At 65.8% G+C, this 22,783-nt stretch carries 25 protein-coding genes; 15 read left to right on the plus strand and 10 right to left on the minus strand.

Features of this window, described 5'->3' with window-relative positions; genetic code table 11:
- Positions 1-21 precede the first annotated feature (21 nt).
- Positions 22-111 (minus strand): hypothetical protein, encoded by a 90-nt coding sequence (locus tag RYH79_RS18055; protein WP_489753343.1) that lies wholly within the window; start codon positions 109-111, stop codon positions 22-24.
- 112 nt (positions 112-223) lie between these two features.
- Here RYH79_RS18055 and RYH79_RS00630 point away from each other — a divergent pair, with 112 nt between their 5' ends.
- On the plus strand, positions 224-778 hold the full coding sequence (locus RYH79_RS00630) for a KH domain-containing protein (protein ID WP_370895223.1): 555 nt from the start codon (positions 224-226) through the stop codon (positions 776-778).
- Between the two features lie 5 nt (positions 779-783).
- On the opposite strand, the gene RYH79_RS00635 is transcribed toward RYH79_RS00630, so the two are convergent.
- On the minus strand, positions 784-1,032 hold the full coding sequence (locus RYH79_RS00635) for a hypothetical protein (RefSeq protein ID WP_370895224.1): 249 nt from the start codon (positions 1,030-1,032) through the stop codon (positions 784-786).
- A 98-nt stretch (positions 1,033-1,130) separates the two neighbouring features.
- Between RYH79_RS00635 and RYH79_RS00640 the strand changes: the two genes are divergently transcribed.
- The gene (locus tag RYH79_RS00640) at positions 1,131-1,991 is read left to right on the plus strand and encodes a hypothetical protein (protein WP_370895225.1); all 861 of its coding nucleotides are present in this window, start codon (positions 1,131-1,133) and stop codon (positions 1,989-1,991) included.
- Positions 1,992-2,000: 9 nt separating this feature from the next.
- Here RYH79_RS00640 and RYH79_RS00645 read toward each other — a convergent pair whose 3' ends face one another.
- From RYH79_RS00645 to RYH79_RS00655, 3 genes are all read right to left on the minus strand, one after another.
- Complete coding sequence (locus RYH79_RS00645) at positions 2,001-2,741, minus strand: hypothetical protein (RefSeq protein ID WP_370895226.1); 741 nt, start codon at positions 2,739-2,741, stop codon at positions 2,001-2,003.
- A gap of 3 nt (positions 2,742-2,744) precedes the next feature.
- Positions 2,745-3,197: a winged helix-turn-helix domain-containing protein gene (locus RYH79_RS00650; protein WP_370895227.1), complete on the minus strand. Its 453-nt coding sequence runs from the start codon at positions 3,195-3,197 to the stop codon at positions 2,745-2,747.
- A 115-nt stretch (positions 3,198-3,312) separates the two neighbouring features.
- Positions 3,313-4,173, minus strand: a complete 861-nt coding sequence (locus RYH79_RS00655) for a DNA polymerase sliding clamp (RefSeq protein ID WP_370895228.1) — start codon at positions 4,171-4,173, stop codon at positions 3,313-3,315.
- A 113-nt stretch (positions 4,174-4,286) separates the two neighbouring features.
- Here RYH79_RS00655 and RYH79_RS00660 point away from each other — a divergent pair, with 113 nt between their 5' ends.
- The 3 genes from RYH79_RS00660 to RYH79_RS00670 all read left to right on the plus strand — a co-directional run bounded on the left by RYH79_RS00660 (position 4,287) and on the right by RYH79_RS00670 (position 7,016).
- Positions 4,287-4,844 carry a DUF8102 family protein gene (locus RYH79_RS00660; protein WP_370895229.1) on the plus strand — a complete coding sequence of 186 codons (558 nt, stop codon included), beginning with the start codon at positions 4,287-4,289 and terminating at the stop codon, positions 4,842-4,844.
- Between the two features lie 165 nt (positions 4,845-5,009).
- On the plus strand, positions 5,010-6,671 hold the full coding sequence (gene thsA, locus RYH79_RS00665; protein ID WP_370900710.1) for a thermosome subunit alpha: 1,662 nt from the start codon (positions 5,010-5,012) through the stop codon (positions 6,669-6,671).
- Between the two features lie 204 nt (positions 6,672-6,875).
- Entirely contained in the window at positions 6,876-7,016 is a 141-nt protein-coding gene (locus RYH79_RS00670) for a hypothetical protein (protein WP_370895230.1), read from the plus strand.
- A gap of 18 nt (positions 7,017-7,034) precedes the next feature.
- On the opposite strand, the gene RYH79_RS00675 is transcribed toward RYH79_RS00670, so the two are convergent.
- A complete protein-coding gene (locus RYH79_RS00675; RefSeq protein WP_370895231.1) occupies positions 7,035-7,406 on the minus strand; it encodes a hypothetical protein in 372 nt (123 codons plus the stop codon).
- A gap of 105 nt (positions 7,407-7,511) precedes the next feature.
- Here RYH79_RS00675 and RYH79_RS00680 point away from each other — a divergent pair, with 105 nt between their 5' ends.
- The 7 genes from RYH79_RS00680 (at position 7,512) to arlJ (ending at position 15,636) form a co-directional block, all read left to right on the plus strand.
- A complete protein-coding gene (locus RYH79_RS00680) occupies positions 7,512-8,657 on the plus strand; it encodes a PrsW family intramembrane metalloprotease (RefSeq protein ID WP_370895232.1) in 1,146 nt (381 codons plus the stop codon).
- Between the two features lie 172 nt (positions 8,658-8,829).
- Positions 8,830-10,500: a FlaD/FlaE family flagellar protein gene (locus tag RYH79_RS00685; RefSeq protein ID WP_370895233.1), complete on the plus strand. Its 1,671-nt coding sequence runs from the start codon at positions 8,830-8,832 to the stop codon at positions 10,498-10,500.
- Positions 10,484-10,939 (plus strand): archaellum stator protein ArlF, encoded by a 456-nt coding sequence (arlF, locus tag RYH79_RS00690; protein WP_370895234.1) that lies wholly within the window; start codon positions 10,484-10,486, stop codon positions 10,937-10,939. The genes RYH79_RS00685 and arlF overlap by 17 nt, the downstream gene beginning before the upstream one ends.
- Positions 10,939-11,391 (plus strand): archaellum stator protein ArlG, encoded by a 453-nt coding sequence (arlG, locus tag RYH79_RS00695; RefSeq protein ID WP_370895235.1) that lies wholly within the window; start codon positions 10,939-10,941, stop codon positions 11,389-11,391. The genes arlF and arlG overlap by 1 nt, the downstream gene beginning before the upstream one ends.
- Positions 11,388-12,149 (plus strand): archaellum protein ArlH, encoded by a 762-nt coding sequence (gene arlH / locus RYH79_RS00700; RefSeq protein ID WP_370895236.1) that lies wholly within the window; start codon positions 11,388-11,390, stop codon positions 12,147-12,149. Before arlG ends, arlH begins: the two co-directional genes overlap by 4 nt.
- A 55-nt stretch (positions 12,150-12,204) precedes the next feature.
- Positions 12,205-13,878: an archaellum flagellar ATPase motor FlaI gene (gene flaI / locus RYH79_RS00705; protein ID WP_370895237.1), complete on the plus strand. Its 1,674-nt coding sequence runs from the start codon at positions 12,205-12,207 to the stop codon at positions 13,876-13,878.
- Between the two features lie 3 nt (positions 13,879-13,881).
- A complete protein-coding gene (gene arlJ, locus RYH79_RS00710; protein ID WP_370895239.1) occupies positions 13,882-15,636 on the plus strand; it encodes an archaellar assembly protein ArlJ/FlaJ in 1,755 nt (584 codons plus the stop codon).
- Between the two features lie 6 nt (positions 15,637-15,642).
- Here arlJ and serA read toward each other — a convergent pair whose 3' ends face one another.
- A complete protein-coding gene (gene serA, locus RYH79_RS00715; protein ID WP_370895241.1) occupies positions 15,643-17,238 on the minus strand; it encodes a phosphoglycerate dehydrogenase in 1,596 nt (531 codons plus the stop codon).
- A 288-nt stretch (positions 17,239-17,526) separates the two neighbouring features.
- Between serA and serB the strand changes: the two genes are divergently transcribed.
- Entirely contained in the window at positions 17,527-18,165 is a 639-nt protein-coding gene (gene serB, locus RYH79_RS00720; RefSeq protein WP_370895243.1) for a phosphoserine phosphatase SerB, read from the plus strand.
- A gap of 87 nt (positions 18,166-18,252) precedes the next feature.
- On the opposite strand, the gene RYH79_RS00725 is transcribed toward serB, so the two are convergent.
- A complete protein-coding gene (locus RYH79_RS00725; protein ID WP_370895245.1) occupies positions 18,253-18,534 on the minus strand; it encodes a hypothetical protein in 282 nt (93 codons plus the stop codon).
- Positions 18,535-18,585: 51 nt separating this feature from the next.
- Positions 18,586-20,622, minus strand: a complete 2,037-nt coding sequence (locus RYH79_RS00730) for a DEAD/DEAH box helicase (protein WP_370895247.1) — start codon at positions 20,620-20,622, stop codon at positions 18,586-18,588.
- 176 nt (positions 20,623-20,798) lie between these two features.
- Here RYH79_RS00730 and RYH79_RS00735 point away from each other — a divergent pair, with 176 nt between their 5' ends.
- Complete coding sequence (locus RYH79_RS00735; RefSeq protein ID WP_370895249.1) at positions 20,799-21,368, plus strand: response regulator; 570 nt, start codon at positions 20,799-20,801, stop codon at positions 21,366-21,368.
- A 79-nt stretch (positions 21,369-21,447) separates the two neighbouring features.
- A complete protein-coding gene (locus tag RYH79_RS00740; protein ID WP_370895251.1) occupies positions 21,448-22,269 on the plus strand; it encodes a DUF6338 family protein in 822 nt (273 codons plus the stop codon).
- Here RYH79_RS00740 and RYH79_RS00745 read toward each other — a convergent pair.
- Positions 22,263-22,745, minus strand: coding sequence for a hypothetical protein (locus RYH79_RS00745; RefSeq protein ID WP_370895253.1), 483 nt, complete (start codon positions 22,743-22,745; stop codon positions 22,263-22,265). The genes RYH79_RS00740 and RYH79_RS00745 overlap by 7 nt on opposite strands.
- Between the last annotated feature and the right edge of the window lie 38 nt (positions 22,746-22,783).

The raw sequence follows: 22,783 nt of genomic DNA on the forward strand, positions 1-22,783 counted from the left end.
GGTGGCGCTCTCGGGCCGGGGTCAGGCGAACGCCTCTAGGAACACGATGGCGATAGCCAGCAGGGCGCTTGCGCCGACGACCCCCAAGACGACCTTCGTTGCCTGCGACATACTCCGACACTGTCGCCCCCCGCCTGTTAAAGGCTTCAGTTCGTCGCCACCGCGGGCGGCAGTCTCGGGCGCGGAACGAACGCTTAACTCCGTCCACGAGGTAGCTGGATGCATGCAACACGTGAAGGTTCCCGACGACCGAGTCGGCGTTCTCATCGGCGAGGGGGGTGAGACGATGCGACGGATCGAGAACCGGGCGGAGGTGCGTCTCGACATCGACTCCGAGACGGGCTCCGTCGGGATCGAGTCCGTGGGTGACCCCGTCACGGGGATGGTCGCTCCGGACATCGTTCGTGCGATCGGACGTGGGTTCACGCCGGACGCTGCGCTGTCGTTGTTGGATCACGATCTCCGACGCTTCGACCTGGTCGACCTCGCGGCCGAGACCCGCAACAAGAACGACCTCCGCCGCCAGAAGGGGCGGCTGATCGGCGAGGACGGCCGCACCCGCGAGCTGATGGAGGAACTGTCGGGCGCCGAGGTCGTCATCAAGGGGTCCACACTGGGCGTCATCGGCCAGCCGGAGGAGGTAGAGACCGTCCGCCGTGCCGCCGGGATGATCTTAGACGGCGCTCCCCACGGCGCGGTGTACTCGTTCCTCGAACGGAAACACAACGAGATCCACGGTGCGCCGGACCTGTCGCCGCCGAGTGCCGACGAGCCGTAGCGTGGTTACAGGTCCGCAGGGTCGACTCCGTCTTCCTTCATCCCCGCCACGTAGTCGTCGACTTCTCCCGGGCGGTCTACCGCGTACAGCCAGTTTCCGTCGGCTCGCTCCCAATTCAGTGGAGAGTGGTCGTCCTCACCCACCTTCCGTAGCATCGTTCTAGCGATCTCGTCGTCGAAGTCACCCTTCGTCAGCGTACTCTCGATAATCTCTCGTTCGGTGACCTGTCGGCACAGCGAGTGCTGAAGCGTCACTACGTTCGAGAGGAGCGCCCTCACGAACCCGCGTCTCGACTCTACACCCCCGCCGAATCCCATCGTACATGGACTTGTTTCTGGAGAAGAAGTAGCTAATGGTCCCCAGACGGGATAGACTGAAAAACCGGGAGGAGACAGTTTTTGTAGAGACTGTGAACTCAAGAGACATCCTCCCGCTCGGTGTCGTGTTGATAGCCCTGTCGCTCGTTGTCGTCGTCGGTCTGTTCCTCCGTGGGCGTGGGGTTCGAAACTGGCTCCAGATCGTCGAAATCGGCTCTAGCGTTGTGCTCTCTGCGTCGCTAGTGTTCGTGTACCTGAGCCAGAACAAGATTCTTCGGAAACACCGCCGAATGATGAGCGCCGGGTACTCACCTGTTGTCACTGTCAGAGACGTATCGTTGGTGGAGCGCGCCGGTAGTAAGTTCCCCGGTAGCGAACAGGGTTTGCTCCAGACTCTCGAGGTGACTGCTACTAACCGAGGTAACGACATTGCGGCGAATTTGGAGCTACGGTGTGTTCTCGACGACGGAGAGCAAGAGTCGAGTGGCCTCTTATGTAGAGGTTCCTCAAACACTACAGAACCACGAACTGTCTCTCTCCACCTCGAAGAAGAGTCAGACGGAGTCTACAGAGACGGCGGACCGGCGTTGCCTCCGACGATGGAGGAGTCGACGACACTGTACGGCCATGCCGGCGTGAACGCCGACGGAAGGTACTGCACGATCCCCAGAGCGGTCAAGAGAGCTGCGGAACGGGGCGCAGACAGAGTCCGTCTCGGCTTCGTCCTGCGGTACGACGATGCCTCTGGAAAGACGTACTCCGTTCTCCTCCGAGGGTTCGGGATAGACGACCCCGGAGAAGGAGTGTCGTTCGACGACCTGGCGAAAACGGGAACTGAACTCTACCGACGCGACCTCGACGGACGCATCGACGAAGAGCTCCAATCGGCCGAGTAGGCACACAGACTACTCGGAGTCTGTCTCGTTGAGCGGCTCTCCCGCCTCTCCAGCGTCGACGGTCCGTGTCGCCCGTGCTGGGAGTCCACCCGGATCGGTCACGTCCCCCGACCCGCTCCCGCTGATGTCGACCGGAAGGTTGAATGTGTACTTCAACAGGAGTTCTCCCATGTGTGCGGCCATTCGGACACACTCGACTGTGTCGCTGAGCCGACTGATGGAGAAGTCATCCTCGTACGGGAACAGTCTGTGGTAGACACTGAATTCGGTGATCCCACTCCCCTCTCGGACAGCGCCGACAGAGTGCTTCAGTCCCGCTCTGGTGAACACTGCAGTCAACTGCAGGATAAGGTTGCGACGACTCTCGTGTGGTAGCGCGTCCAACACCTCGACGGCAGCAGCGAATCGACGCTGTCTCGAGTCGTCGAACCTCTCTACCCCTGGAACGACAGACTGAACGGGGTGTGAGTCGTCGACTGTCGGCGGTGCGTACTCGTCGATGTCCGTCTCGGAGAGACTCTCTGCAACGTCCCTCCAGAGACGGTACGTCGCTTGAAGACGGAAGAAACGTTCCCCCTCCGTTGCGACGACGGTGTAGTCGGGACCCACGGGCTCTTCAACGTGTACCAGCCGTTGCCGTGGTTTGTCGTCGCTACTCTCCAGGTCGTACGGTTCGACCTCCCCAGCAAAGTCTGATAGAAAACCAACGACGGTGTCGGTAGCCTCCTCGAACGTCTCGCCGTCGGTCATCGATCAGGTCTCGACAGCGACTGTCGCCTCTGGGTGACTCTTGGCCAGCCGCTGAGCTTCGGCCACCTTCTCGTCGTTCGCCAGCGACTGCCACTCGGGACGGTCCTCCTGCTTGTGCACGTCCTCGTTGTGAAGACGGCGTGTGTACTCCAGGAGCCCCGTCTGTGCCTGCCGGAGACCCTGGACGACCGAGTCCTCTAAGTCGATCCGGTACTCCTTCGGGCGGCCGTCGGACACTTCGACGACACCGAGGTCCTCGAACACCTCGATGTTGCGGCTCACTGTACTCTGATTTACACCCGCACGCTCAGCCAGTTCAGTCTGATCCAGCGCGACGTACGAGTCTCTCATCAGCACGTCCAGCATCTTGACGCGCGCTTTGGTCTCCAGCAGGCGCACGAACGCGGAACTCTCCGCGACACTACTGGGACTCGACTGCACGACTGGATCTGTCATCACACTCTCCTCTAATGCATCACTGCATAAAGCTATTTTGGAGGCTTGCCGAGCTGTTCACAGCGGCTCTCACTCACACTGTCACTCTCTGAGCCACGGTGACACTATCTCACTGTCACTTCCTCAGCCGCGGCGACACCAGCGTCTCGGTCGTCCCGTGGCCGTCGCCGAAGTCGTACTCGAAGCGGACGGGACACTCCTCGCCCAGCCGGATGTCGACAGTCGCGTCGTTCGGGACGACCCGGCTCACGTCCGCGAGGTAGTTCAGCGAGAACAACGAGTCGGCGACGCCCGGCGCCAGCGACGGGAGGTCGTCCGGGCCGTAGCGGAGCCGAACCTCGTCCGTGTCCCCCTCGGCGTCGACGGTGAACGCGGGCTCGTCGGGGTCGACGCCGAGACGGACGTAGTCACCGATCAGGTCGACCGCCCGGACGAGCCGGTCCAGTTCGGACGCGGGGAGCGAACAGCCGGCGTCGTACGGGAACGACAGCTCCTCGCGGGCGGGCGGCTCCTGAACGCGCTCGGGGTCGATCACGGCGACGGTGTACGACAGCCCGGGCAGTCGCACGTCTAAGCTCAGCGTCTCGGGGTCGAGCGCGAGCGTCACCGGGCCGTCGTCGGCGACGGACACGAGCTCGGCGAGCCGGTCGGCGTCGACGCCGACGGTCGTCCCGTCGCCGGCGTACGACACACAGCCGTCGGCGTCCAACTCCACGGTCGTGAGCGCGACCCGTGCGGGGTCCGTGGCGACGACCCGGAGCCCGTCCGGCTCGAAGTGGAGTCGACACTCCTCGACGACCGCCGACACCACGTCGAGGAGCCGCGTCAGTCGGTCGACCGCGACGGTCACCGCGACCCCGTTCGACGCTGTCTCGCTCGTGGGACCGTCTGTTGCTGCCTCGTCCGTGGGTTCGTTCGACACCGTCTCACTCCCCGCCGTCGCCTCGCTCTCCGTAACCGTCTCGTGGTCTGGCACGACTCCTCGTCGGACCGGAAGCGACTTGAGTCCTGTCGTAACTCAACTGGTAGATAATCCGAAACAGATTACAAAGATAGAAGTAGTGTGACAATCATAACCCAAAACAGATTATGACTGGCGACGAGACGGAGACGCGCGACCGTGGATTCTTGACGCCCGCAGACAGGGAGTACCTCCGAGGGGAACGGGAGCCGGGCAGCGTCCAGTCGGAGCGCAACACCCGTGCCAGGGTGCGCGACCGGACCCACGAGGCGCTGTACGACTTCCCCGTCGTGATCGAGCAGCTAGAACAGCGTGACCGGGAGATACTCTGTGAACGGCTGGACGGGGAGGGGGCCGCGGCGTTCGACGCACTGACGGCGGCCGTCGCCTTCCTCCACCGGGTCGTCGACGGGACGGAGCTGTCGTTCGAGACGGTGCTCGCGGAGGGGATCAACGTCGCCGCGGCGGCCGACGACCGCGCTGCCACTGTCGAATTGGACGTGACGTACACGGCGCTGACGGCCGAGACGATCCGCCAGAAGGCACGACGGGGGGAGTCGTTGTCGCTGACCGAGGTGGCGTTCGCGGACGAGAGCGACGAGGTCGACCTGGCGACCGTCCTGGAGGCCGACGAGGAGCCGACGGTGGACGACGGCCGGATCCAGGCCCGAGTGACGGACTTCTGATCGGCGCCGGAGCCGACCCGAAGTGGTATAAATACTGTGTGTGACGGGTTCACAGTGGGCGCGAGACGGTGACGGGAGCCGGTTCTCCGGCCGGTAGCGAAAGGTATTTATAGAACTGTGGACAATCATAGAGCGAACATGGCACAACGCATGGGTAACCAGCCGATGATCGTGCTCTCGGAGGAGAGTCAGCGTACCTCCGGAGAGGACGCGCAGTCGATGAACATCACCGCCGGCAAGGCAGTCGCCGAGTCCGTACGGACCACACTCGGTCCGAAGGGGATGGACAAGATGCTCGTCTCCGACTCCGGCGACGTGGTCGTGACGAACGACGGTGTCACGATCCTCAAGGAGATGGACATCGACCACCCGGCAGCGAACATGATCGTCGAAGTCTCCGAGACCCAGGAGGACGAGGTCGGAGACGGAACGACGACGGCCGTCGTCGTCGCCGGCGAACTGCTGGAGCAGGCCGAGGAACTGCTCGACTCGGACGTCCACGCGACGACCATCGCGCAGGGGTACCGACAGGCCGCCGAGCGCGCGAAGGAGATCGTCACGGAGGAGGCGATCGATGTCTCCGCCGAGGACCGTGAGACGCTCGAGCAGATCGCCTCGACGGCGATGACCGGGAAGGGCGCAGAGTCCGCCCGGGACACGCTCGCCGAGCTCGTCGTGGACGCCGTCTTGGCCGTCCGCGACGACGAGGGGATCGACACGGACAACGTCTCCGTCGAGACGGTCGTCGGCGGCTCCATCGGCAACTCCGAGCTGATCGAGGGTGCCATCGTCGACAAGGAACGCGTCGACGAGAACATGCCGTACGCGGTCGAGGACGCCGACGTGGCGCTGTTCGACGGCGCACTCGAGGTGAAGGAGACGGAGATCGACGCCGAAGTCAACGTCACGGATCCGGACCAGCTCCAGCAGTTCCTCGACCAGGAGGAAGAACAGCTGCGCGAGATGGTCGACGACCTCGTCGACGTCGGCGCCGACGTGGTGTTCGTCGGTGACGGCATCGACGACATGGCCCAGCACTACCTCGCACAGGAGGGCATCCTCGCCGTCCGGCGTGCGAAAGACTCCGACCTCCGTTCGTTGGCCCGCGCCACGGACGGACGCGTCGTCTCGAACCTCGACGACCTGAGCGAGGACGACCTCGGCTTCGCCGGCTCCGTCGCCCAGAAGGACATCGGCGGCGACGAGCGCATCTTCGTCGAGGACGTCGAGGAGGCCAAGTCCGTGACGATGGTGCTGCGCGGCGGCACGGAGCACGTCGTCGACGAAGTCGAGCGTGCGGTCGAAGACTCCCTGGGTGTCGTCCGGACGACCCTGGAGGACGGCCACGTCGTCCCCGGCGGCGGTGCACCGGAGACGGAGCTCGCCCTCCAGCTGCGTGACTTCGCCGACTCCGTCGGCGGCCGCGAACAGCTGGCCGTCGAGGCGTTCGCGGACGCGCTGGAAGTCATCCCGCGCACCCTCGCAGAGAACGCCGGACTGGACCCGATCGACTCGCTGGTCGACCTGCGCGCCCGCCACGACGGCGGCGAGTTCGGTGCCGGGCTGGACGCCTACACCGGTGAGGTCGTCGGCATGAACGACGACGGCGTCGTCGAGCCGCTCCGAGTGAAGACGCAGGCCATCGAGAGCGCCACGGAGGCCGCGACGATGATCCTCCGGATCGACGACGTGATCGCCGCCGGCGACATGAAGGGCGGCGGCACTGGCGACGACGACGACCCGGCCGGCGGCCCCGGCGGTGCCGGTGGCATGGGCGGCGGCATGGGCGGCATGGGCGGTATGGGTGGCATGGGCGGCGCGATGTAGACGCCGGCCACGACCACACCACGCCGACCGACCACCGCAGCGTAGTCGACTACCCGTCTCCGTTTTTTTCGACACGGCGCCCGCCGAACGACCAGGCAATCCCTCTCCTCCCGACACTGACGAGTGCGAACGTTTATACGAGATGGTATTTGTCAGTTAGTATGAAAAATACTCAACAGTGGACGGGTCCAGTTACCACACGTCATGCGAGAGACGCTGTCGAACTACGGTTCGGCGTACGGGACACGAGTGTTGCTGCTGTTGGTCGTGCTGGCGGTGGTCTCACTCGCTGCGGAGCCGGCGGCCGCGAAGTACACCTGTCCGGAGTGGTACGTGCACTGCTGACCGGGCGTCCCGACAGTCTCAGCCGAACAGCTTCCCGAGGTACAACACGACGGCGACCGACTGGACGAACAGCCCGGTGGCGTAGCGCGTCACGACCGTCTCTCGGCCGACGTCGTCCAGTTCTGCGTCGTCGGTCAACTCCGACCGGAGTCCGACGGCGGTGCGTCCGTCGCGGCCCGTCGGGGGGCCGTCGTCGTCGTCCGGCTCCATCGAACGGGTCTGGCTGAGCAAGAGCCCGGCGGTACCGGCGGCCGCGACCGTCGAGACGAGGAGCACGGCGAGTCCGGGCTCGGCGCCGACGGCGACCGCGACCGCGGCGACGACCGCCAGCGTCCCGGCCGGCGCGACCAGCCCCTGGACGAGAATCCCCCGCAGCCGGTGTCGGTTCACGCCACCGTCTGAGTGGCGCCGGGTGAAAAGCGCCCCGACCGGAGCGTCGGCCGTGGCGCTGGCGTGGTCCAAACTGTTACACGCCCCGACACCGAGAGACCCGGCATGGGCACGGACCAGACGGACCCAGTCGAGGGGTCTGCCGACGGCAACGACGACGACGTCGACCTCTACGAGGTGGCGACCTGGGAAGAACGGAGCCGGCTGGACGGGTTCGCCGTCGCGCTGTACCGGTTCGGGACGGCGACGGCCCGCGGGCTGGTGATCCTGGTGGGGCTCGTCCTGTTGTTCGGGATCGGAGCGTTCTCGGCGGTGACGAGCCCGGTGGTCGGCGTGCTGACGGTGTTGTCGGCAGTGCCGGCGGTGCTGCTCGCCGGCTACGTCTACGTCTCGGACGTGACCGCCAACGAGCCGCCGGCGTTGTTGCTGGGAACGTTCCTATTGAGCGTGGTGACGGCGACGTTCGCGGCCGTGCTCAACGGGCTCGCACAGGGACTGTTCGCGGGGGTCGGGGCGGTCGGCTTCCTCCTGTTCTTCTACCTGTTCGTCGGCCCGGTGGAGGAGACGGTGAAGCTGCTCGCCGTGCGGCTGTACGCCTACCGCGACGACCGGTTCGGCGCGGTCGTGGACGGGGCCGTCTACGGGGCGATGGCGGGACTCGGGTTCGCGTTCATCGAGAACGCGTTGTACATCGAACGGGGGCTGATGGGGACGGAGCTGGGCGGCGGCCTCGCGTTCATCGCGGCCGGCTCACAGATCACGCTCACCCGCGCGCTGGCGGGGCCGGGACACGTCATCTACTCCGCGTTCGCCGGCTACTACCTCGGGCTGGCGAAGTTCAACAACGACGACTGGGGGCCGATCGTGATCAAGGGGCTCGTGATCGCGTCCCTGATCCACGCCACGTACAACTCGACGGTCGGACTCGGGTCGGCGGTGCTCGCCGCCCTGGGGCTGCCGGAGCTCGTGGCTACCTTCGCGTACATTCTGCTGTACGACGCACTGTTCGGGGCGTTGCTGCTCCGGAAGATCCACAACTATCGCCGGACGTACGAGCGGGTCGAGGCGGGCGGTGTCGGTGAGGCCGCGACCGGTGTCGCAGACGAGCCGACCGACGGGGAGAGCGGGGAGTCGACCGGGTCCGCCGCCTCGGAAGGACCGGGACCCGGACGAACGCACGAAGAGCGGCGGGGCCGTCACGCACCCGACGACGCGGTCGCGGCAGACGGCGACGACCCCAGCCGGGAGTGAGCGGTGACGCCAGTCTCCTCGTCTGCGTGCCACTGTCCCCACCGCCCCGTCGTCTCGCCCCTCTGTCGTCTGCCGTCCGTTCGTCGCGTGTGACACAGTCAAGCCCCGTCATTATCGGGGACGATAACCGACGGAGAGGTATTAAGTAGGCCGCGTGACGGAGTAGTCGGTAATGGGTCTCCTCACTGTACTGCCGGAAGCGGGGGCGGCTGCCCCGTGGTCTGAACTGTGGCTTCTGGCCTCGCTCGGACTGTTCGGGAGCAGCCTCCTCGATCGTTTCCGCGAGGAAGAAGAGACCGCCGAGAGCGACGGCGGGTCGCTGCTGGACGACGATGGGGGCGGCGGTGGCGGTGGCGGCCTCGGCGGCGGTGACGACGGCGGTGGCTTCGACGACGGCGGTCTCGGCGGGGGTGACGGCGGCGATCTCGGCGGGATGACCGAGGGGGACGACGAGGACGACGACCTCGGTGACCTCGGCGGGATGGGCGGTGACTTCGACGACGACCCGTTCGCCGAAGACGAGGACGACCAGACGGCCGAGCTCGCCAACCGTGTCGACGAACTGGAAAACGAGGTGGCGAACCTCTCCTCGACGGTGAACACGGTGCGTTCGGAGAACGAGGAGATCTCCGAACAGGTGGAAGACATCGCGGAGGACGTCCGGAACCTGTTGGACATCTACGAGATGGTCACCCGCGGTATCAACCCGTTCGTCGACGAGGGTGGCGGCGGCGGCGGGATGGGCGGCGAGATGGGTGACGGCTCCTCGTTCGGGCTGTTCGACGAGGAGGACGGCGACGGCGGCGGCGACGACGACGACGAACTGGACGAAGACATCGCCGACGCCGACGCCGAGGGGTTCTTCGACGAAGACCTCGCGGACGAAGACCCCATCGACGAGCCGGACGACGCCTTCGAGGAGGCGGACGAGGGAGAGGGGGAAGACCACGAAGAGGAGACGGACGAGGAGTTCGGCGGCGACTTCGACGACGACCTCGACGAGGAGTTCGGCGACGGCGACGACGACTTCGGCGACTTCGAGGAACCGGACGACGAGGAGGCGGACGCGGACGAACCCGACTCAGAGGAAAACATGGCGAGCGACTCAAACGGCAAGAGTTTCAGTGAACTGAAAGACGAGTACGAGTCCGGCGACGCAGACTGGGCCGAGGGGGACGAGGAGGAGCAGGACGCCTTCGAGTCCGACGACGCCGGCGGAGACGACCTCGGGATGCCCGAGGAGTCGGACGACGATCTCGGCGGGATGGACGACGATCTCGGCGGGATGAACGACGATCCCGGCGGGATGGACGACGATCCCGGCGGGATGGGCGGTGACTTCGGCGGGATGGACGGTGACCTCGGAGGAGCGGACGAGTCGGCCGAGGAGCCGTCGGAGACGGCGACACAGACGGACCCGACGGAGACACCAGACCAGGAGGGCGGCTTCGAGTTCGTCGGTGACGACGACCTCTCGGAGGGCCGACAGAAGCCGTACCTCGAACAGCTCCCCGGCGACTACGTCGGGGACCTGATGGTGATGGAGTGGCTGGAGTACCTCGTAGAGGAGGGTGACACCACGGACGCGGTCCGTGCGATCAACTACTACGAGCGCGTGGAGTGGCTCTCCCCGGAGGTGGCAGAACAGCTGAAGTCGTTCCTCTCCGGCTTCGGCGAGATCGACCGCAACCTGATCGACCGGCCGGGGACGGCGAAGCTGGACCTCCAGCACCACACCCAGAGCCTGAAGTACATCATGCAGCTGACCAACGCGACTGCCGAGTCGGTCGTTCTCGACCGGTGGCCTCAGCTCTCGGAGGGTCGCCATGGGAATCAGCGTTAGCGCCTCCACGGCCGTGATCTTCCTGGGGGTGTTCGTCGCGGCCGGCACCCTCTACCCGGCAGTCGCCAACGGCACCGAGCGGGTGATGGACGCCCGGCAGATCACGGCCGACCGGACGCTCGCGGAGAAGAACACGGGGATCAACATCACCGCAGTGGAGTACAACACTACCGGCAACGAGGTGCTGGAAGTCCGCGTCGAGAACACGGGGACGACGACTATCTCCGTCCCGGAGACGAATCTACTCGTCGACGGGAGCCCCAACTCCACCCGCGGCAGCTACAATGCTCTGGTCGGCGGGACGACGGACTCCGACGTGTTGCTCCCCGGTGAGGAGCTAGAGATCGCGGTCAACCCGGGCCTCCCGGCTGGCGTCCGCCCGGACCGGGTGAAGCTCGTCGTCGACCACGGCGTGAGCGAGTTCGAGGAGGTGCCCTGATGGCTGGCGCGTCCGTCTCGGAGATGATCCTGTTCATCGCCGCGCTGATCGTGGCGGCGTCAGTCGCCGGCACGCTGACCACCCAGGTCGACCGGGTGAGCGACTCGTTGAGCGCCCGATCGCTGGACGTGTCGAACGAGATCCGGGCGGACGTGACCGTGATCTCCGACGCCGGCGCTCGGGTGTACGACCGCAACGGCAACGGCAACGTGACGCTGTACGTGCGGAACACCGGCTCGTCTGACCTGCCAGCGGACCCCGGCAGCGTCGACGTGCTGTTCGACGGCGCCTACCAGTCGGAGGTGTCCGTCACTGTCGTCAGCGGGGGTCCGGGCTGGTCGCGTGGCGGCGTGGTGCAGATCAGCTTCCAGCCGAGTTCGGTGCCGAGCGGCGACCACAGAGTCAAACTGATCGTTCGCGAAGACGAGGAGCTGTTCCAGTTCAGAACATGAGCAGTAGAGATCAACAGTCGAGCCTCCTGTCGATCGGGATGCCGGACCGCGACCAGCTCAACAAGGAGTTGGGCGGTGGCATCCCGCGTGGGAGTATCGTCCTGATGGAGGGTGACTACGGCGCCGGCAAGTCCGCGATCACACAGCGGATGAGCTACGGACTCGTCAACGAGGGCGCGCAGGTGACGCTCCTGTCGACGGAGCTGACAGTGTCGGGGTTCATCGACCAGATGCACTCGTTGAACTACGACGTGACGAAGCCCCTGTTGGAGGAGGATCTGTTGTTCCTGGCGGCGGACTTCGACACCGGCGGGGCCTTCTCCGACGAGGAGGGCGACCGGATGGAGCTGCTCAAACGACTGATGGAGGCGGAGGTGATGTGGGACGCGGACGTGGTGTTCGTCGACACGTTCGACTCCATCCTCCGGAACGACCCGACGTTCGAGGCGCTGGTGCGACAGAACGAGGAGCGACAGGCGGCCCTGGAGATCATCTCCTTCTTCAGGGACCTGATCTCCGAGGGGAAGACGGTCGTCCTGACGGTGGACCCTTCGGCCGTCGGCGAGGAGGCGATCGGTCCGTTCCGGTCCATCGCCGACGTGTTCTTGAAGCTCCAGATGGTAGAAGTGGGTAACGATGTCCGCCGGAGCATCTCGGTGAAACGGTTCGCCGGGATGGGGAGCCAGGTCGGTGACAATATCGGCTTCTCCGTCCGGTCGGGCACTGGAATCGTGATCGAGTCGAGAACGGTGGCGTGATGCCGGTCGCCGCCGGCGGACGGCGGCGACACACACACGAGAGAGGCAACAACGCATGACCGACCAAGGCAACGCGAACCCGTCGAGCCAACTCCAAGAGCTGGCAATGCGCCGGCCTCACCTCCGCGAGCACCTCCAGAAGTTCAAACAGATCACGGGGGAGTACCCGATGTTCGTGGAGGAACCGGACGACGAACACGAGGTTCGGCGGCCGAACCTGGTCTACCCGGTCGGCGGACCGATCTTCGTCCACGTGTACGGCGACTACGGACAGGACACCACCTACTACGCCATCGAGCCCACGCTGACCGGCAACGAGGAGGAGGTGTTGGACGGGATGAAAGACGAACTCCTCCAGAAGTCTGGCCACGCGCCGGCGCCGGAAGACGAGGGTGAGTACGACGACCTGATCGAGGAGATGTTGGAGGAGATGACGATCATCGAAGACGAGTCGGCCACCAGCGGGCCGGTCGCCCGGATCCGAAACTGGGGGCGGACGGAGGTGTCCCGCCAGATGTACGAGAACATCCGGTACCGGCTCAACCGCGACATCGTCGGGTTCGGGCCGTTGGAGCCGATCATGCGGGACCCGGCCAACGAGGACATTCACGTCATCGGTCCCAGCGAGTGTCACGTCGACCACGCCGTCTTCGGGATGCTGGAGACGACCGTCGACTTCGGCACCCCGAAGGAGTTCGACAACTGGCTCCGGAACATGGGCGAGCGGATGGGCGACCCGGTGTCCGACTCGAACCCCATCGTGGACAGCACGCTGCCGGACGGCTCGCGTATCAACATCATCTACTCCGACGACGTGTCGGTGAAGGGGTCGTCGCTGACCATCCGGCAGAGCGAGGACACGCCGTTGTCGATCAACCAGATCACGAAGTGGGGGACGCTCTCGCCGAAGCTGGCGGCGTACCTCTGGCTGTGTCTGGAGAACGAACAGACCGTGTTCGTCGTCGGGGAGACGGCGTCGGGGAAGACGACGACACTGAACTCCTCGCTGTCGTTCATCCCACGGGACTCGAAGATCTACACCGCGGAAGACACCGCGGAGGTCGTCCCGCCACACAGCACCTGGCAGCAGTTGCTCACCCGCGAGGACGGCGGGGAGGAGGAGGGGTCGGACGTGGACATGTTCGACTTGGTCGCGGCGGCGCTGCGGTCGCGCCCGGACTACATCATCGTGGGCGAGGTGCGTGGCGCCGAGGGGCGGATGGCGTTCCAGGCCGCCCAGACGGGCCACCCCGTCATGCTCACCTTCCACGCGTCGGACATCGTCTCGATGATCCAACGGTTCACCTCCGACCCGATCAACGTCCCGGAGACGTTCATGGGGATCGCGGACGTGGCGTTGTTCCAGAACCGTGTCAAGCAGGGCGACGACGTGCTCCGCCGGGTCACCTCCGTCCAGGAGATCGAGGGGTACTCCGACGAGATGGACGGGGTCGTCACCCGGCAGGTGTTCGACTGGGACCCGGTGGAAGACGAGATCGTGTTCCGCGGCATGAACAACTCCTACGTCCTGGAAGAACAGATTGCGGCGCTGCTGGGGTACGCAGACACCCGCGACATCTACGACGACCTGGAGTTCCGGGCGGAGCTGATGGAACGGATGATCCAGGAGGGAATCTTGGAGTACCACGAGGTCAACGAGACGATCGAGGCGTTCCAACGGGACGGGGTGGAGGGGCTCCCGTTCGACATGCACAGGTCGACGAGGTAGCCGATGAGCGCCGAGGTGGGGACGGAGGAGGGTGGGAACTTCCTCCCGGACTCCGTCGGGGAGCTGTTGGAGGAGGTCGGCGAGGCGTACGACCAACTGGACATCCCGAAGCGACGGTACGTCGGCTACGTCCTCCTCCCGGCGGCGTTGTTCTTCCTCGTCAGTCTGATCGTCGCGGTCGTGACGGACCTGGCGGTGTTGATCCGACTCCCGGTCGCGGGGCTGGGGGGGTTGTTGTTCGTCGCGGCCGCGATCTACCCGAAGCTGTACCTCAACAGCCGGAAGGTGTCGATCGAGAACAAGCTCCACCTCGTGATGACCCACATGACCGTCCTGTCGACGACGAACATCGACCGGATGGAGGTGTTCCGGACGCTGGCGGACGAGGAGGAGTACGACGCGGCCGCAGACGAGATCAGGCAGGTCGTCCACCTGGTCGACACCTGGAACCAGTCGTTGGACGACGCGCTCCGACGCCGGGCCCAGCAGGTGCCCTCGGACAACCTCTCGGACTTCTTCGATCGGCTGGGCTACACCATCGGCGCCGGCCAGGAGCTGTCGGAGTTCCTCCTGTCCGAACAGGACGCCGTGATGCAGAACTACATCACCGTGTACGAGGGAGCCCTCGGCAACCTGGAGGTGATGAAGGACCTGTACATGTCGATGATCCTGTCGATGACGTTCGCGTTGGTGTTCGCCATCGTCCTGCCGATCCTGACGGGGAACAACCCGACGCTGACGGTGTCGGCAGTGATCGTCCTGTTCATGCTGGTCCAGCTGGGCTTCTACGTCGCGATCCGTGCGATGGCGCCGTACGACCCGCTGTGGTTCCACAGCGAGGAGGGGGCCCCGAACGACCAACTCCTGTACGGGAGCTTCGTCGTCGGCGTGTTGGCGACGTTCGCGGCCATCGCCTTCGTCGGGATGGGGGTGTTCGACATGGGGCCGGGGCTGCGTGGAATCCTGTTCTTCATGCAGGACATCCCGTTGCCGTTGTACATCGCGGTGCCGATCACCCCGATGGCCATCACCGGAATCGTCGTCCGGTTGGAGGAGAACCGGATCAAGTCCCGCGACGAGCAGTTCCCGTCGTTCATCCGGGCGCTGGGGGCCGCAGAGAGCGCCAAGCAGTCGACGACCGGCGACGTGTTGGAGACGCTCCACCAGAAGGACTTCGGGCCGTTGTCGGCGGCAGTCGTCCGGCTGTACCGCCGGCTCAACATCCGGATCGACTCCTCGGACGCCTGGTACACGTTCGCCTCCGACACCCGGTCGTACCTGATCCAGAAGTTCTCCGGCATGTACCTCCAGGGGCGCGCGATGGGCGGCGACCCCGGGCAGCTCGGGGAGCTGATCTCCGACAACATGACGACCGTCTGTCAGCTCCGACAACAACGCGACCAGGCGACGCTCACGCTCGTCGGGCTGTTGTACGGGATCACGGCGGCGTCGTCGTTCGCCTTCTTCATCGGTCTCCAGATCGTCAACATCCTGGCGGACTTCTCCGAGCAGTTGAACATCTCCACGGTCGGGAGCGTCGGCCGGATCGTCTACGCCGGTGTGTACAACATCCCGTTGATCGAGTTCCTGTTGCTGCTCGTGATCCTGTTCAACGCCGTGCTCTCCTCGGTGATGATCCGGACCATCGACGGCGGCAACAAGGCCAACGCCTACCTCCACTTCGTCCTACTGACGTGGCTGGGGGCGGCGACCGCAATCGGCACGAAGGCGCTCGTGGCGGCCGTCCTGTCGATCTGACGGAGTCTAACGACCCTCGCCTGTCTCCAGGGAGATCTGCGTCGCCTCGATCATCCGTTCGTCCGCGAGCAGCTCCTCCAAGACGGGTTCGGGCACCCGGTCGTCCAGGTTGTACACGGTGAGCGCCTCCCCGCCGCTGGTCTCCCGGGCGTTGAACATCCCGGCGATGTTGACGTCGGCCTCCCCGAGGACGCTCCCGACGAAGCCGATCACGCCCGGCTGGTCGCGGTTCCGGGCAACGAGCGCCTGGCCGTACGGCCGAGCGTCGACGCGGTAGCCGTCGATCCTGACGATCCGCGGGTCGTCGTCCGCGAACAAGGTCCCACAGACGGCCAGCTCTCGGTCGCCGTCGCGGACGGTGACGGTGACGAGGCTCCGGAAGTCGTCGGACTGTCTGGTCTTGCTCTCCGTCACCTCGACGCCGCGGTCCTCGGCGATCCGCGGGGCGTTGACGGCGTTGACCTCGTACTCCAGCGAGCCGAACACGCCCCGGAGCGCGGAGGCGGTCACCAGTTCCACGTCCTGGTCTGCGATCTCACCCTGGTAGTGGACCTCCACCTCGGCGATCCGTTCGTCCAGCAGTTGGACGGCGATCCGACCGGCCGTGTCCGCGATGTCGACGTACGGCCGGACGGCCGGGAACGCCGACTCGTCCAACGACGGCGCGTTGAGCGCGTTCACGACGGGCTCGTCGCGGAACGCCGAGAGGACCTGGCGTGCGGTGTCGACGGCGACGTTCTCCTGGGCGGCACGGGTGCTCGCCCCCAGGTGCGGCGTGACGACGATCTCCTCGTGCTCCAGCAACGGGGAGTCGGCCGGCAGCGGCTCGTCGGCGAACACGTCCAGGGCGGCCCCGCGGAGCGTGTCGTCCGCGACGGCCGCCGCGAGCGCCTCCTCGTCGACGATCCCGCCGCGGGCGCAGTTGACGAGGAAGCCGTCGCCCAACGCCGCCAGCTCCGACTCGCCGATCATCCCCTCCGTCTCCGGCAACAACGGGGTGTGGACCGTCGCCACGTCTGCCCGGGCGAGACAGTCGCTCAACTCCTGGACGAGTTCGGCGCCGAACTGCGCGGCGCGTTCCTCGCTGATGTACGGGTCGTGGACGATCAACTCCATCCCCAGCGCGTCGAGTCGCTTCGCCACCTCCTGGCCGACCCGACCGAGCCCGACGATCCCGAGGGTGGCGCCGTTGAGCTCCGTCCCGAGGTACTCCGACTTGGCCCACTCCCCGTCGTGGAGCCGGCCGTGTGCCTGTGGAATCGACCGTGCTGCAGCGAACGTCATGGCGACAGTGTGTTCTGCGGCCGCCCGGACGTTCCCCTCCGGCGCGTTGGCGACGATCACCCCGTGGCGTGTCGCGGCGTCGATGTCGATGTTGTCGACGCCGATGCCGGCGCGCCCGACGATGACAAGATCCTCGGCGGCCTCGAAGACGGCCTCGGAGACCTCCGTCCCCGACCGGACGATCATCGCGTCCGCGTCTGCCACCGCCGACAGCAGTGCCTCCCCCTCCAACTCGTACCCCGTAGTCACGTCGTGGTCGGCCCCTCGCAGCAGGTCCAAGCCGGCGTCGTCGACGGGGTCCGTGACGAGTACCTTCACGTACCCGTACGTCGCCGGGCGCCGCTGTAAGCCTTTCCGCGGTGGGGATTCCTGCGGTCGGCGGACTGCCCGGAACAGCAGTGACGGGATGGTCCCGGACGCGGTGTTTGAGGGCACAGACTAGATTCTACATAGCAATTAAAGCAAAAAGACAAACAGATTGAATAGCGCCGGCCTCGCCGGACGGCGAGTCAAATCTACGGGGTAACAATTGAACGACGGCCCACTCGGGTGGACTCTCTCGCGCCGACCAGTACAATTGAATCCTCGGGGGCCGGAGTGGCGGGCGTGACACTGATCGCGTTCGACTTCGACGGCACGCTGTCGGACTCGGAGATGACCGTCCTGCTGGGCGAGCGGGCGGGCGTCGCCGACGAGATGGCACGGATCACGGAACGAGCGATGAACGACGAGATCGGCTACGCGGAGAGTCTGCGCGACCGGGCGGACCTGCTCGCGGACCTGTCGGACGCGGAAGCGGCGGCCGCCTTCGACGAGGTTCGGCTCCGCCCCGGTGCCGGGGCAGTGATCGACGACCTCCGGGCGGCCGGCCACCACGTGGCGATCCTGACGGGTGGGTTCGACCGCGGCGTGGCGGCGGCGTTGTCGGCCGCCGACACCGCCGTCGACACGGTCGTCGCCAACGAGCTGCCGGTCGCGGACGAGGCGCTCACGGGTGAGGTGACGGGACCGTTGATCGAGGGGACGAAAGACGACGCGCTGGCGTCGCTGGCGGCCGACCTCGGCACGACCGTAGACGAGGCGGTCGCGGTCGGCGACGGGGCCAACGACCTCCCGATGCTGGAGGTCGCCGGCCTCGCCGTCGGCTACGACCCGAAGCCCGCCGTCGCGCCGGCGTGCGACACCGTCGTCACCGATGTCGACGAGTTGGCCGCGACGCTCCGCGGCGAAGCCCTCTTCGAGTGAGGTGTGAGCGCTGTACACGGAAGTAACAGTCGAGTTCGACGAAACTCTCGACACGTTGCGAGGGGTCGTGGGGTGTGCCGGCTGTGCTCACGCCCGCGGCGCCGGCCCCGTCCGTCGATTCCGTAGAGCACAGTCCGCGCTGGAGACAACGGCGACGGCGGTGATCCCGTCGTTGTCTGTCGACCCGCTGCCGACGTCGTGGTTGTCGTCACCGGTGTCGCGGCTGCCGTTATCGACGTCGTGGTCGTCGCTGCCGTTCTTCCGTTCGGTGTCACTCGCGACACACCGTTTCTCGATCCCGAGAACGGGGGAGTTAGTATCAAGTGTCTCCCCCGCACAGACTGGATCAGAGGCGACTCGCCGGCTCACGTTCCCCCGAGGCCGGCGGTCGCCCGCGCCGCGGTCGGACGCTCACACGCTCTACAGCTCCTCGTCTGCGAGCTCCGCCTCGCCGACGATCTCGTAGGGGGTCTGCCCCGAGCGGATCCCCTCGAGCAGCCGGAAGGCGTCCCGGGGCGACAGGAAGTGTTCCGTCACCGCTCGCCCCAGCGGTGTCGGCTCCAGTCCGTCGATGAACTCCCACTCCAACAGCTTCCCCACGGCGTGTTTCGTCGGCACGTCCCCGACCATCCGGTCTGCGACGGCCTTCGCCCGTTCGCCGGCGACGGTGATGTTCGCCAGCGTCTCTTCTGCGGCAGCCGGCCCGTCGTACACGGTCTCGACGTTCTCCATCTCGCCTTTCAACAGCTTGAACGACACCTCGTCTTCCGTCATGTCCATGGAGTTGTGGTAGACGCAGTCCGGCTCCACCAGGACGTACACGGTCCCTTGGTCGTGGTAGTCTGGACGACCGGCGCGACCGAGCATCTGTTCGAACTCCTGGACGGTGAGCCACTCGATCCCCATCGCCAGCGAGTCGAAGATCACCTGCGAGGCGGGGAAGTCGACACCGGCTGCCAACGCCGCCGTCGTGACGACCGCGGCGAGCTCCTGGTCGCCGAACTGTCGCTCCACCCGTTTGCGCTGTCCGTAGTCCAGTCCGGCGTGGTACGGCGCGGAGTCGTACTCCAGCTTCCGGCTGATCTCGTGACAGCGTCGCCTGGAGTTGGTGAACACGATGGTCTGGCCACGGTACCCCTTCGACGACTTCGAGTCGAACGCCCGCTCGACCAGTCGCTTCTCGATACGCACCTTCTCGCGGGCGTCCGCGAACGTGACGTGTCGCTCGATCGGGACGGGCCGTTCCTCGAACTCCACGAGGCGGGCGCGGAGTCGCTCGGCGAGCCACTCCGGGTTGCCGACGGTCGCAGAGAGGTAGATCCACTGGGCCGACTCCCCCCGAGCGGCACAGTAGTGTTTCAGCCGCGCGATGGTGCCGTCGAGCCGGTGGCCACGCCCCTCCTCTTTCAGCGTGTGGACCTCGTCGATGACGACCGTTCCGATCTCGCCGAGATCCTTCCCCGTCCGGAGGGCGTGGTCGATCCCCTCGTAGGTGCCGACGATCACGTCTGCGTCCGGGTCGAACCGTTGGCCGGAGTCGTTGATCCGGGAGGCGCCCACCCGGAGTGTCACGTCGACGGCGTCGCCGTACGCCTCTTCGAAGTCCTCGTGTTTCTGGTTGGCCAGCGCGACGAGTGGGACGAGAAAGAGGAGCTTCCCCTGGCCGTTGAGCGCTCGATTCACCCCGGCGAGCTCCCCGACGAGCGTCTTCCCGGTCGCGGTCGCGGAGACGACGAGCTGGTCGTCGCCGTCGAACAGACCGTTGCGGACGGACAGCGACTGCACCGGCAGCAGTTCGTCGAACCGGTCGGTCAGCCGTTGTTCCAGGGCAGGGTGGAGCGTCAGGTCCGCCGTCGCCACCGGCTCGACGTCCTCGACGGTCGCCGAGATCGTGTCGAACTTGGTCAGCTCCGGATCGAGATTACCCTGGAGGAGGTCGGTGATCCGGTCCAAGTCGCCGGTCTCGAACAGCAGTTCCTCCAGTCGGTCGGCGGCGTCGGCGGTGAACTCCCCCTTGTAGGCGAGCTCCCGGTCGAGCTCCTCGCGGGCGCAGTCCCGACAGATGTAGTCGCGGTCGGCCTTCACGGCCGTCTCGGAGGTGATGGGGGAGTAGCGCCCGGCGTTGGCGCAGTAGCGACAGGTCCGGACCTGGACGGCCTCCAGCTGGTACGCGTCCAGCATCGCCGTGAGGCGGTCGCGGGCGGCCGAACTCGTCTGTTCGGAGATCCGGATCCGGGCGGCCGTCCGGACGAGTTCGACGAGCTGGTCCGGCTGCCGCGGCTCCTCCCCGGAGCCACGCTTCACCCGGAACCGTCGGGGACGCGGCCCGGCGTCCGTCTCCTTCAGCTCCAGGATACCACGGAGCCGCCGCTCCTCGTCGGCACGCACCACGACGAGGTAGTCGTCGTCGCGCTCGTGGAAGAACACCGTCTCGACCGCCGGCAGTTGTTCCGACACGTCTTGACTCCGCTACGCGCAGCCGACACTTGATACGTTCGGGTCGCCGGTCTGGGTCGTCTGCCGGACGTTCCGCCCGACCGTGGCGTTCGTCTCGTCTCTCGAACTCGTCTCCCCGCCGTGGGAGCGGGAATCCGACGAAAAGGTGATTACGGGTCCACGACAACGGACCACACATGACGACGGGGGAGTCAGTGTCAGTGTTGGTCGTCGACGACGAGCGGGACGTCGCCCAGACGTACGCCGACCACTTGGCGACGGACCAGACGTTCTCGCCGACGGTCGCCGACAGCGGAGAGACCGCAGTCGAGACGATGGACGACTCCGTCGACGTGGTGTTACTCGACCGACGGATGCCGGGCTTCTCCGGCGACGAGGTGTTGCGCCACTTCCGGGACGTGGGCTACGACTGTGCCGTCGGGATGGTGACGGCCGTCAGCCCCGAGGCGGACGTGGTCGACCTCCCGTTCGACATGTACCTCGTGAAACCGGTCGGTCACGAGGAACTGCTCACTGCGGCACACACGCTCGCCCGGGTGTGCACCTACGAGGACGCCGTCCGGGAGGAGTTCACTCTCGCGCGCAAGTGTGCACTCCTGCGCGAACACCTCCCGGAGTCGGAGCTGGCGGAGTCGCCGGCGTACGAGCGTCTCCGCGAGCGCTACGAGTCGGTCGCCGACGAGACGGACGCCGTGCTCGCGGAGATGGACGTCGGGGAGATCAGACGGACGCTCGGACGGATTTGAATTCGTCAGGTCGGTGACTGTTCGTTGTATCTATTCATCAACGAAACAGTGATTGGTCACCAGCCTCCAACTGACCTTGATGGCAAACGGGTCGCCGTTCGCAGTCAACTTTCTGTTTCTCGTGTTTCTCCTCGTGCCCGGCTACGTCTCGCTCCGTGGCTACCTCGGCGCGACCGTCCAGCTCGACACAGTGACCCGATTCGACAAACTGCTGTTGTCCGTGGTCGGCGGAACGCTGACGCTCGGCGTCTCGCTCGCCGGCTACCGGCTCGGAGTCGTCGACCGGCTCTGGCGGGCGACGGGATCTCTGGGGCGCATCGACTCACTCGGGAGCAAACCGTTGTCGACGACTGTGGTGTCCGAAACGTCCGCCTCGGCGGTCGTCGTGGCTGTCCTGGGCCTCTCCTGTCTCGGGTACGCTCTCGGCTACGGCTGTGGAACGCTCGTCCACGGCCACAACACCCGAAAGAAGTCACAGGAAGACCTGGAACAGCCCTGGGAGACGGCTGTCAAGCAGTCTGCTCTCGGCGACGAGGTGATCGTCGTCACGCGCGACGGGGAACGGATTCACGGCCAACTGTACCGGATCGGGTCGCCGTCGGAAGACTACGATCTGCTCCTCTCGCGTGCCGAGCGGGAGGGGGAAGACGGCCGTATCCCGCTCGGGATGACGTACCACCACTACCGGGATATCCTGCGAATCCAGTTCCCACAGATGCAAGAGAGAGGAGTCGGCAACGAGGCGAACGCCGTGTTCCGGCTCGGGGGGTGGGCTGCTGGCCTTCCCTCCCGCGCCAAGTCGAGAGCCACACGGATCAAACAGGGTGCTGAAGAACGGCTGTGCTCAGACGAAGCCGGTGACGAGACCGGTGACGACGAGCCACCCCAAGGCGATCAGTAGAAAACGCTGTTTTTGGCGTACTCGGGGTACTCCTCGTAGACGCGGTCGATCAGGTTCGACAACGGCATCTCGCCGAACTGTTGGACGACCGCTTCGGCGACGTGCTCGACACAGGCGAACCGTTCTGGCCCGTCACTCGGCTCGTCACCTGGCTCCCAGCCGGAGTCGGGCCTGTTCTCCCGATACGTCTCGTGGCCGGACGGCGTCAGCCGGTAGTCGAAACGCTCGTCGCCGCCGAACGTCCGTCGCACCCCGATTTCGACGAGCCCGTCGTCTTCGAGTGTCTCGATATCCTCCATCAGTTCTTTGCTGAACGGCCCGTAGTCGTACGGGTCGAACTCGTGAGGGGCGATTTCGTACTCCTCTTGCAGCTCCTGTCTGGCGAGGAAAGCGAGCTTCTGCAGCCGTGTTTTGCCACGGATCTCACCGCCCGCCGCGGCGAGCAGCGCGAGCGGAAGGAACTGCTTTACCTCCATGGTTCGAATCTTATCTCCCGTGGTAAGTGTCTCTGTCG

It is taken from the genome of Halobaculum sp. MBLA0143 (assembly GCF_041361465.1).
Classification (GTDB): domain Archaea; phylum Halobacteriota; class Halobacteria; order Halobacteriales; family Haloferacaceae; genus JAHENP01.

Coding starts and splice junctions, on each gene's coding strand:
- arlF (WP_370895234.1), top strand. CDS start 10,484: ATGGGAATCAGCGTTAGCGCCTCCACGGCCGTGATCTTCCTGGGGGTG.
- thsA (WP_370900710.1), top strand. CDS start 5,010: ATGATCGTGCTCTCGGAGGAGAGTCAGCGTACCTCCGGAGAGGACGCG.
- RYH79_RS00745 (WP_370895253.1), bottom strand. CDS start 22,745: ATGGAGGTAAAGCAGTTCCTTCCGCTCGCGCTGCTCGCCGCGGCGGGC.
- arlG (WP_370895235.1), top strand. CDS start 10,939: ATGGCTGGCGCGTCCGTCTCGGAGATGATCCTGTTCATCGCCGCGCTG.
- arlJ (WP_370895239.1), top strand. CDS start 13,882: ATGAGCGCCGAGGTGGGGACGGAGGAGGGTGGGAACTTCCTCCCGGAC.
- RYH79_RS00640 (WP_370895225.1), top strand. CDS start 1,131: ATGGTCCCCAGACGGGATAGACTGAAAAACCGGGAGGAGACAGTTTTT.
- RYH79_RS00740 (WP_370895251.1), top strand. CDS start 21,448: ATGGCAAACGGGTCGCCGTTCGCAGTCAACTTTCTGTTTCTCGTGTTT.
- RYH79_RS00630 (WP_370895223.1), top strand. CDS start 224: ATGCAACACGTGAAGGTTCCCGACGACCGAGTCGGCGTTCTCATCGGC.
- arlH (WP_370895236.1), top strand. CDS start 11,388: ATGAGCAGTAGAGATCAACAGTCGAGCCTCCTGTCGATCGGGATGCCG.
- RYH79_RS00650 (WP_370895227.1), bottom strand. CDS start 3,197: ATGACAGATCCAGTCGTGCAGTCGAGTCCCAGTAGTGTCGCGGAGAGT.
- RYH79_RS00735 (WP_370895249.1), top strand. CDS start 20,799: ATGACGACGGGGGAGTCAGTGTCAGTGTTGGTCGTCGACGACGAGCGG.
- RYH79_RS00685 (WP_370895233.1), top strand. CDS start 8,830: ATGGGTCTCCTCACTGTACTGCCGGAAGCGGGGGCGGCTGCCCCGTGG.
- flaI (WP_370895237.1), top strand. CDS start 12,205: ATGACCGACCAAGGCAACGCGAACCCGTCGAGCCAACTCCAAGAGCTG.
- RYH79_RS00670 (WP_370895230.1), top strand. CDS start 6,876: ATGCGAGAGACGCTGTCGAACTACGGTTCGGCGTACGGGACACGAGTG.
- RYH79_RS18055 (WP_489753343.1), bottom strand. CDS start 111: ATGTCGCAGGCAACGAAGGTCGTCTTGGGGGTCGTCGGCGCAAGCGCC.
- RYH79_RS00645 (WP_370895226.1), bottom strand. CDS start 2,741: ATGACCGACGGCGAGACGTTCGAGGAGGCTACCGACACCGTCGTTGGT.
- RYH79_RS00660 (WP_370895229.1), top strand. CDS start 4,287: ATGACTGGCGACGAGACGGAGACGCGCGACCGTGGATTCTTGACGCCC.
- RYH79_RS00680 (WP_370895232.1), top strand. CDS start 7,512: ATGGGCACGGACCAGACGGACCCAGTCGAGGGGTCTGCCGACGGCAAC.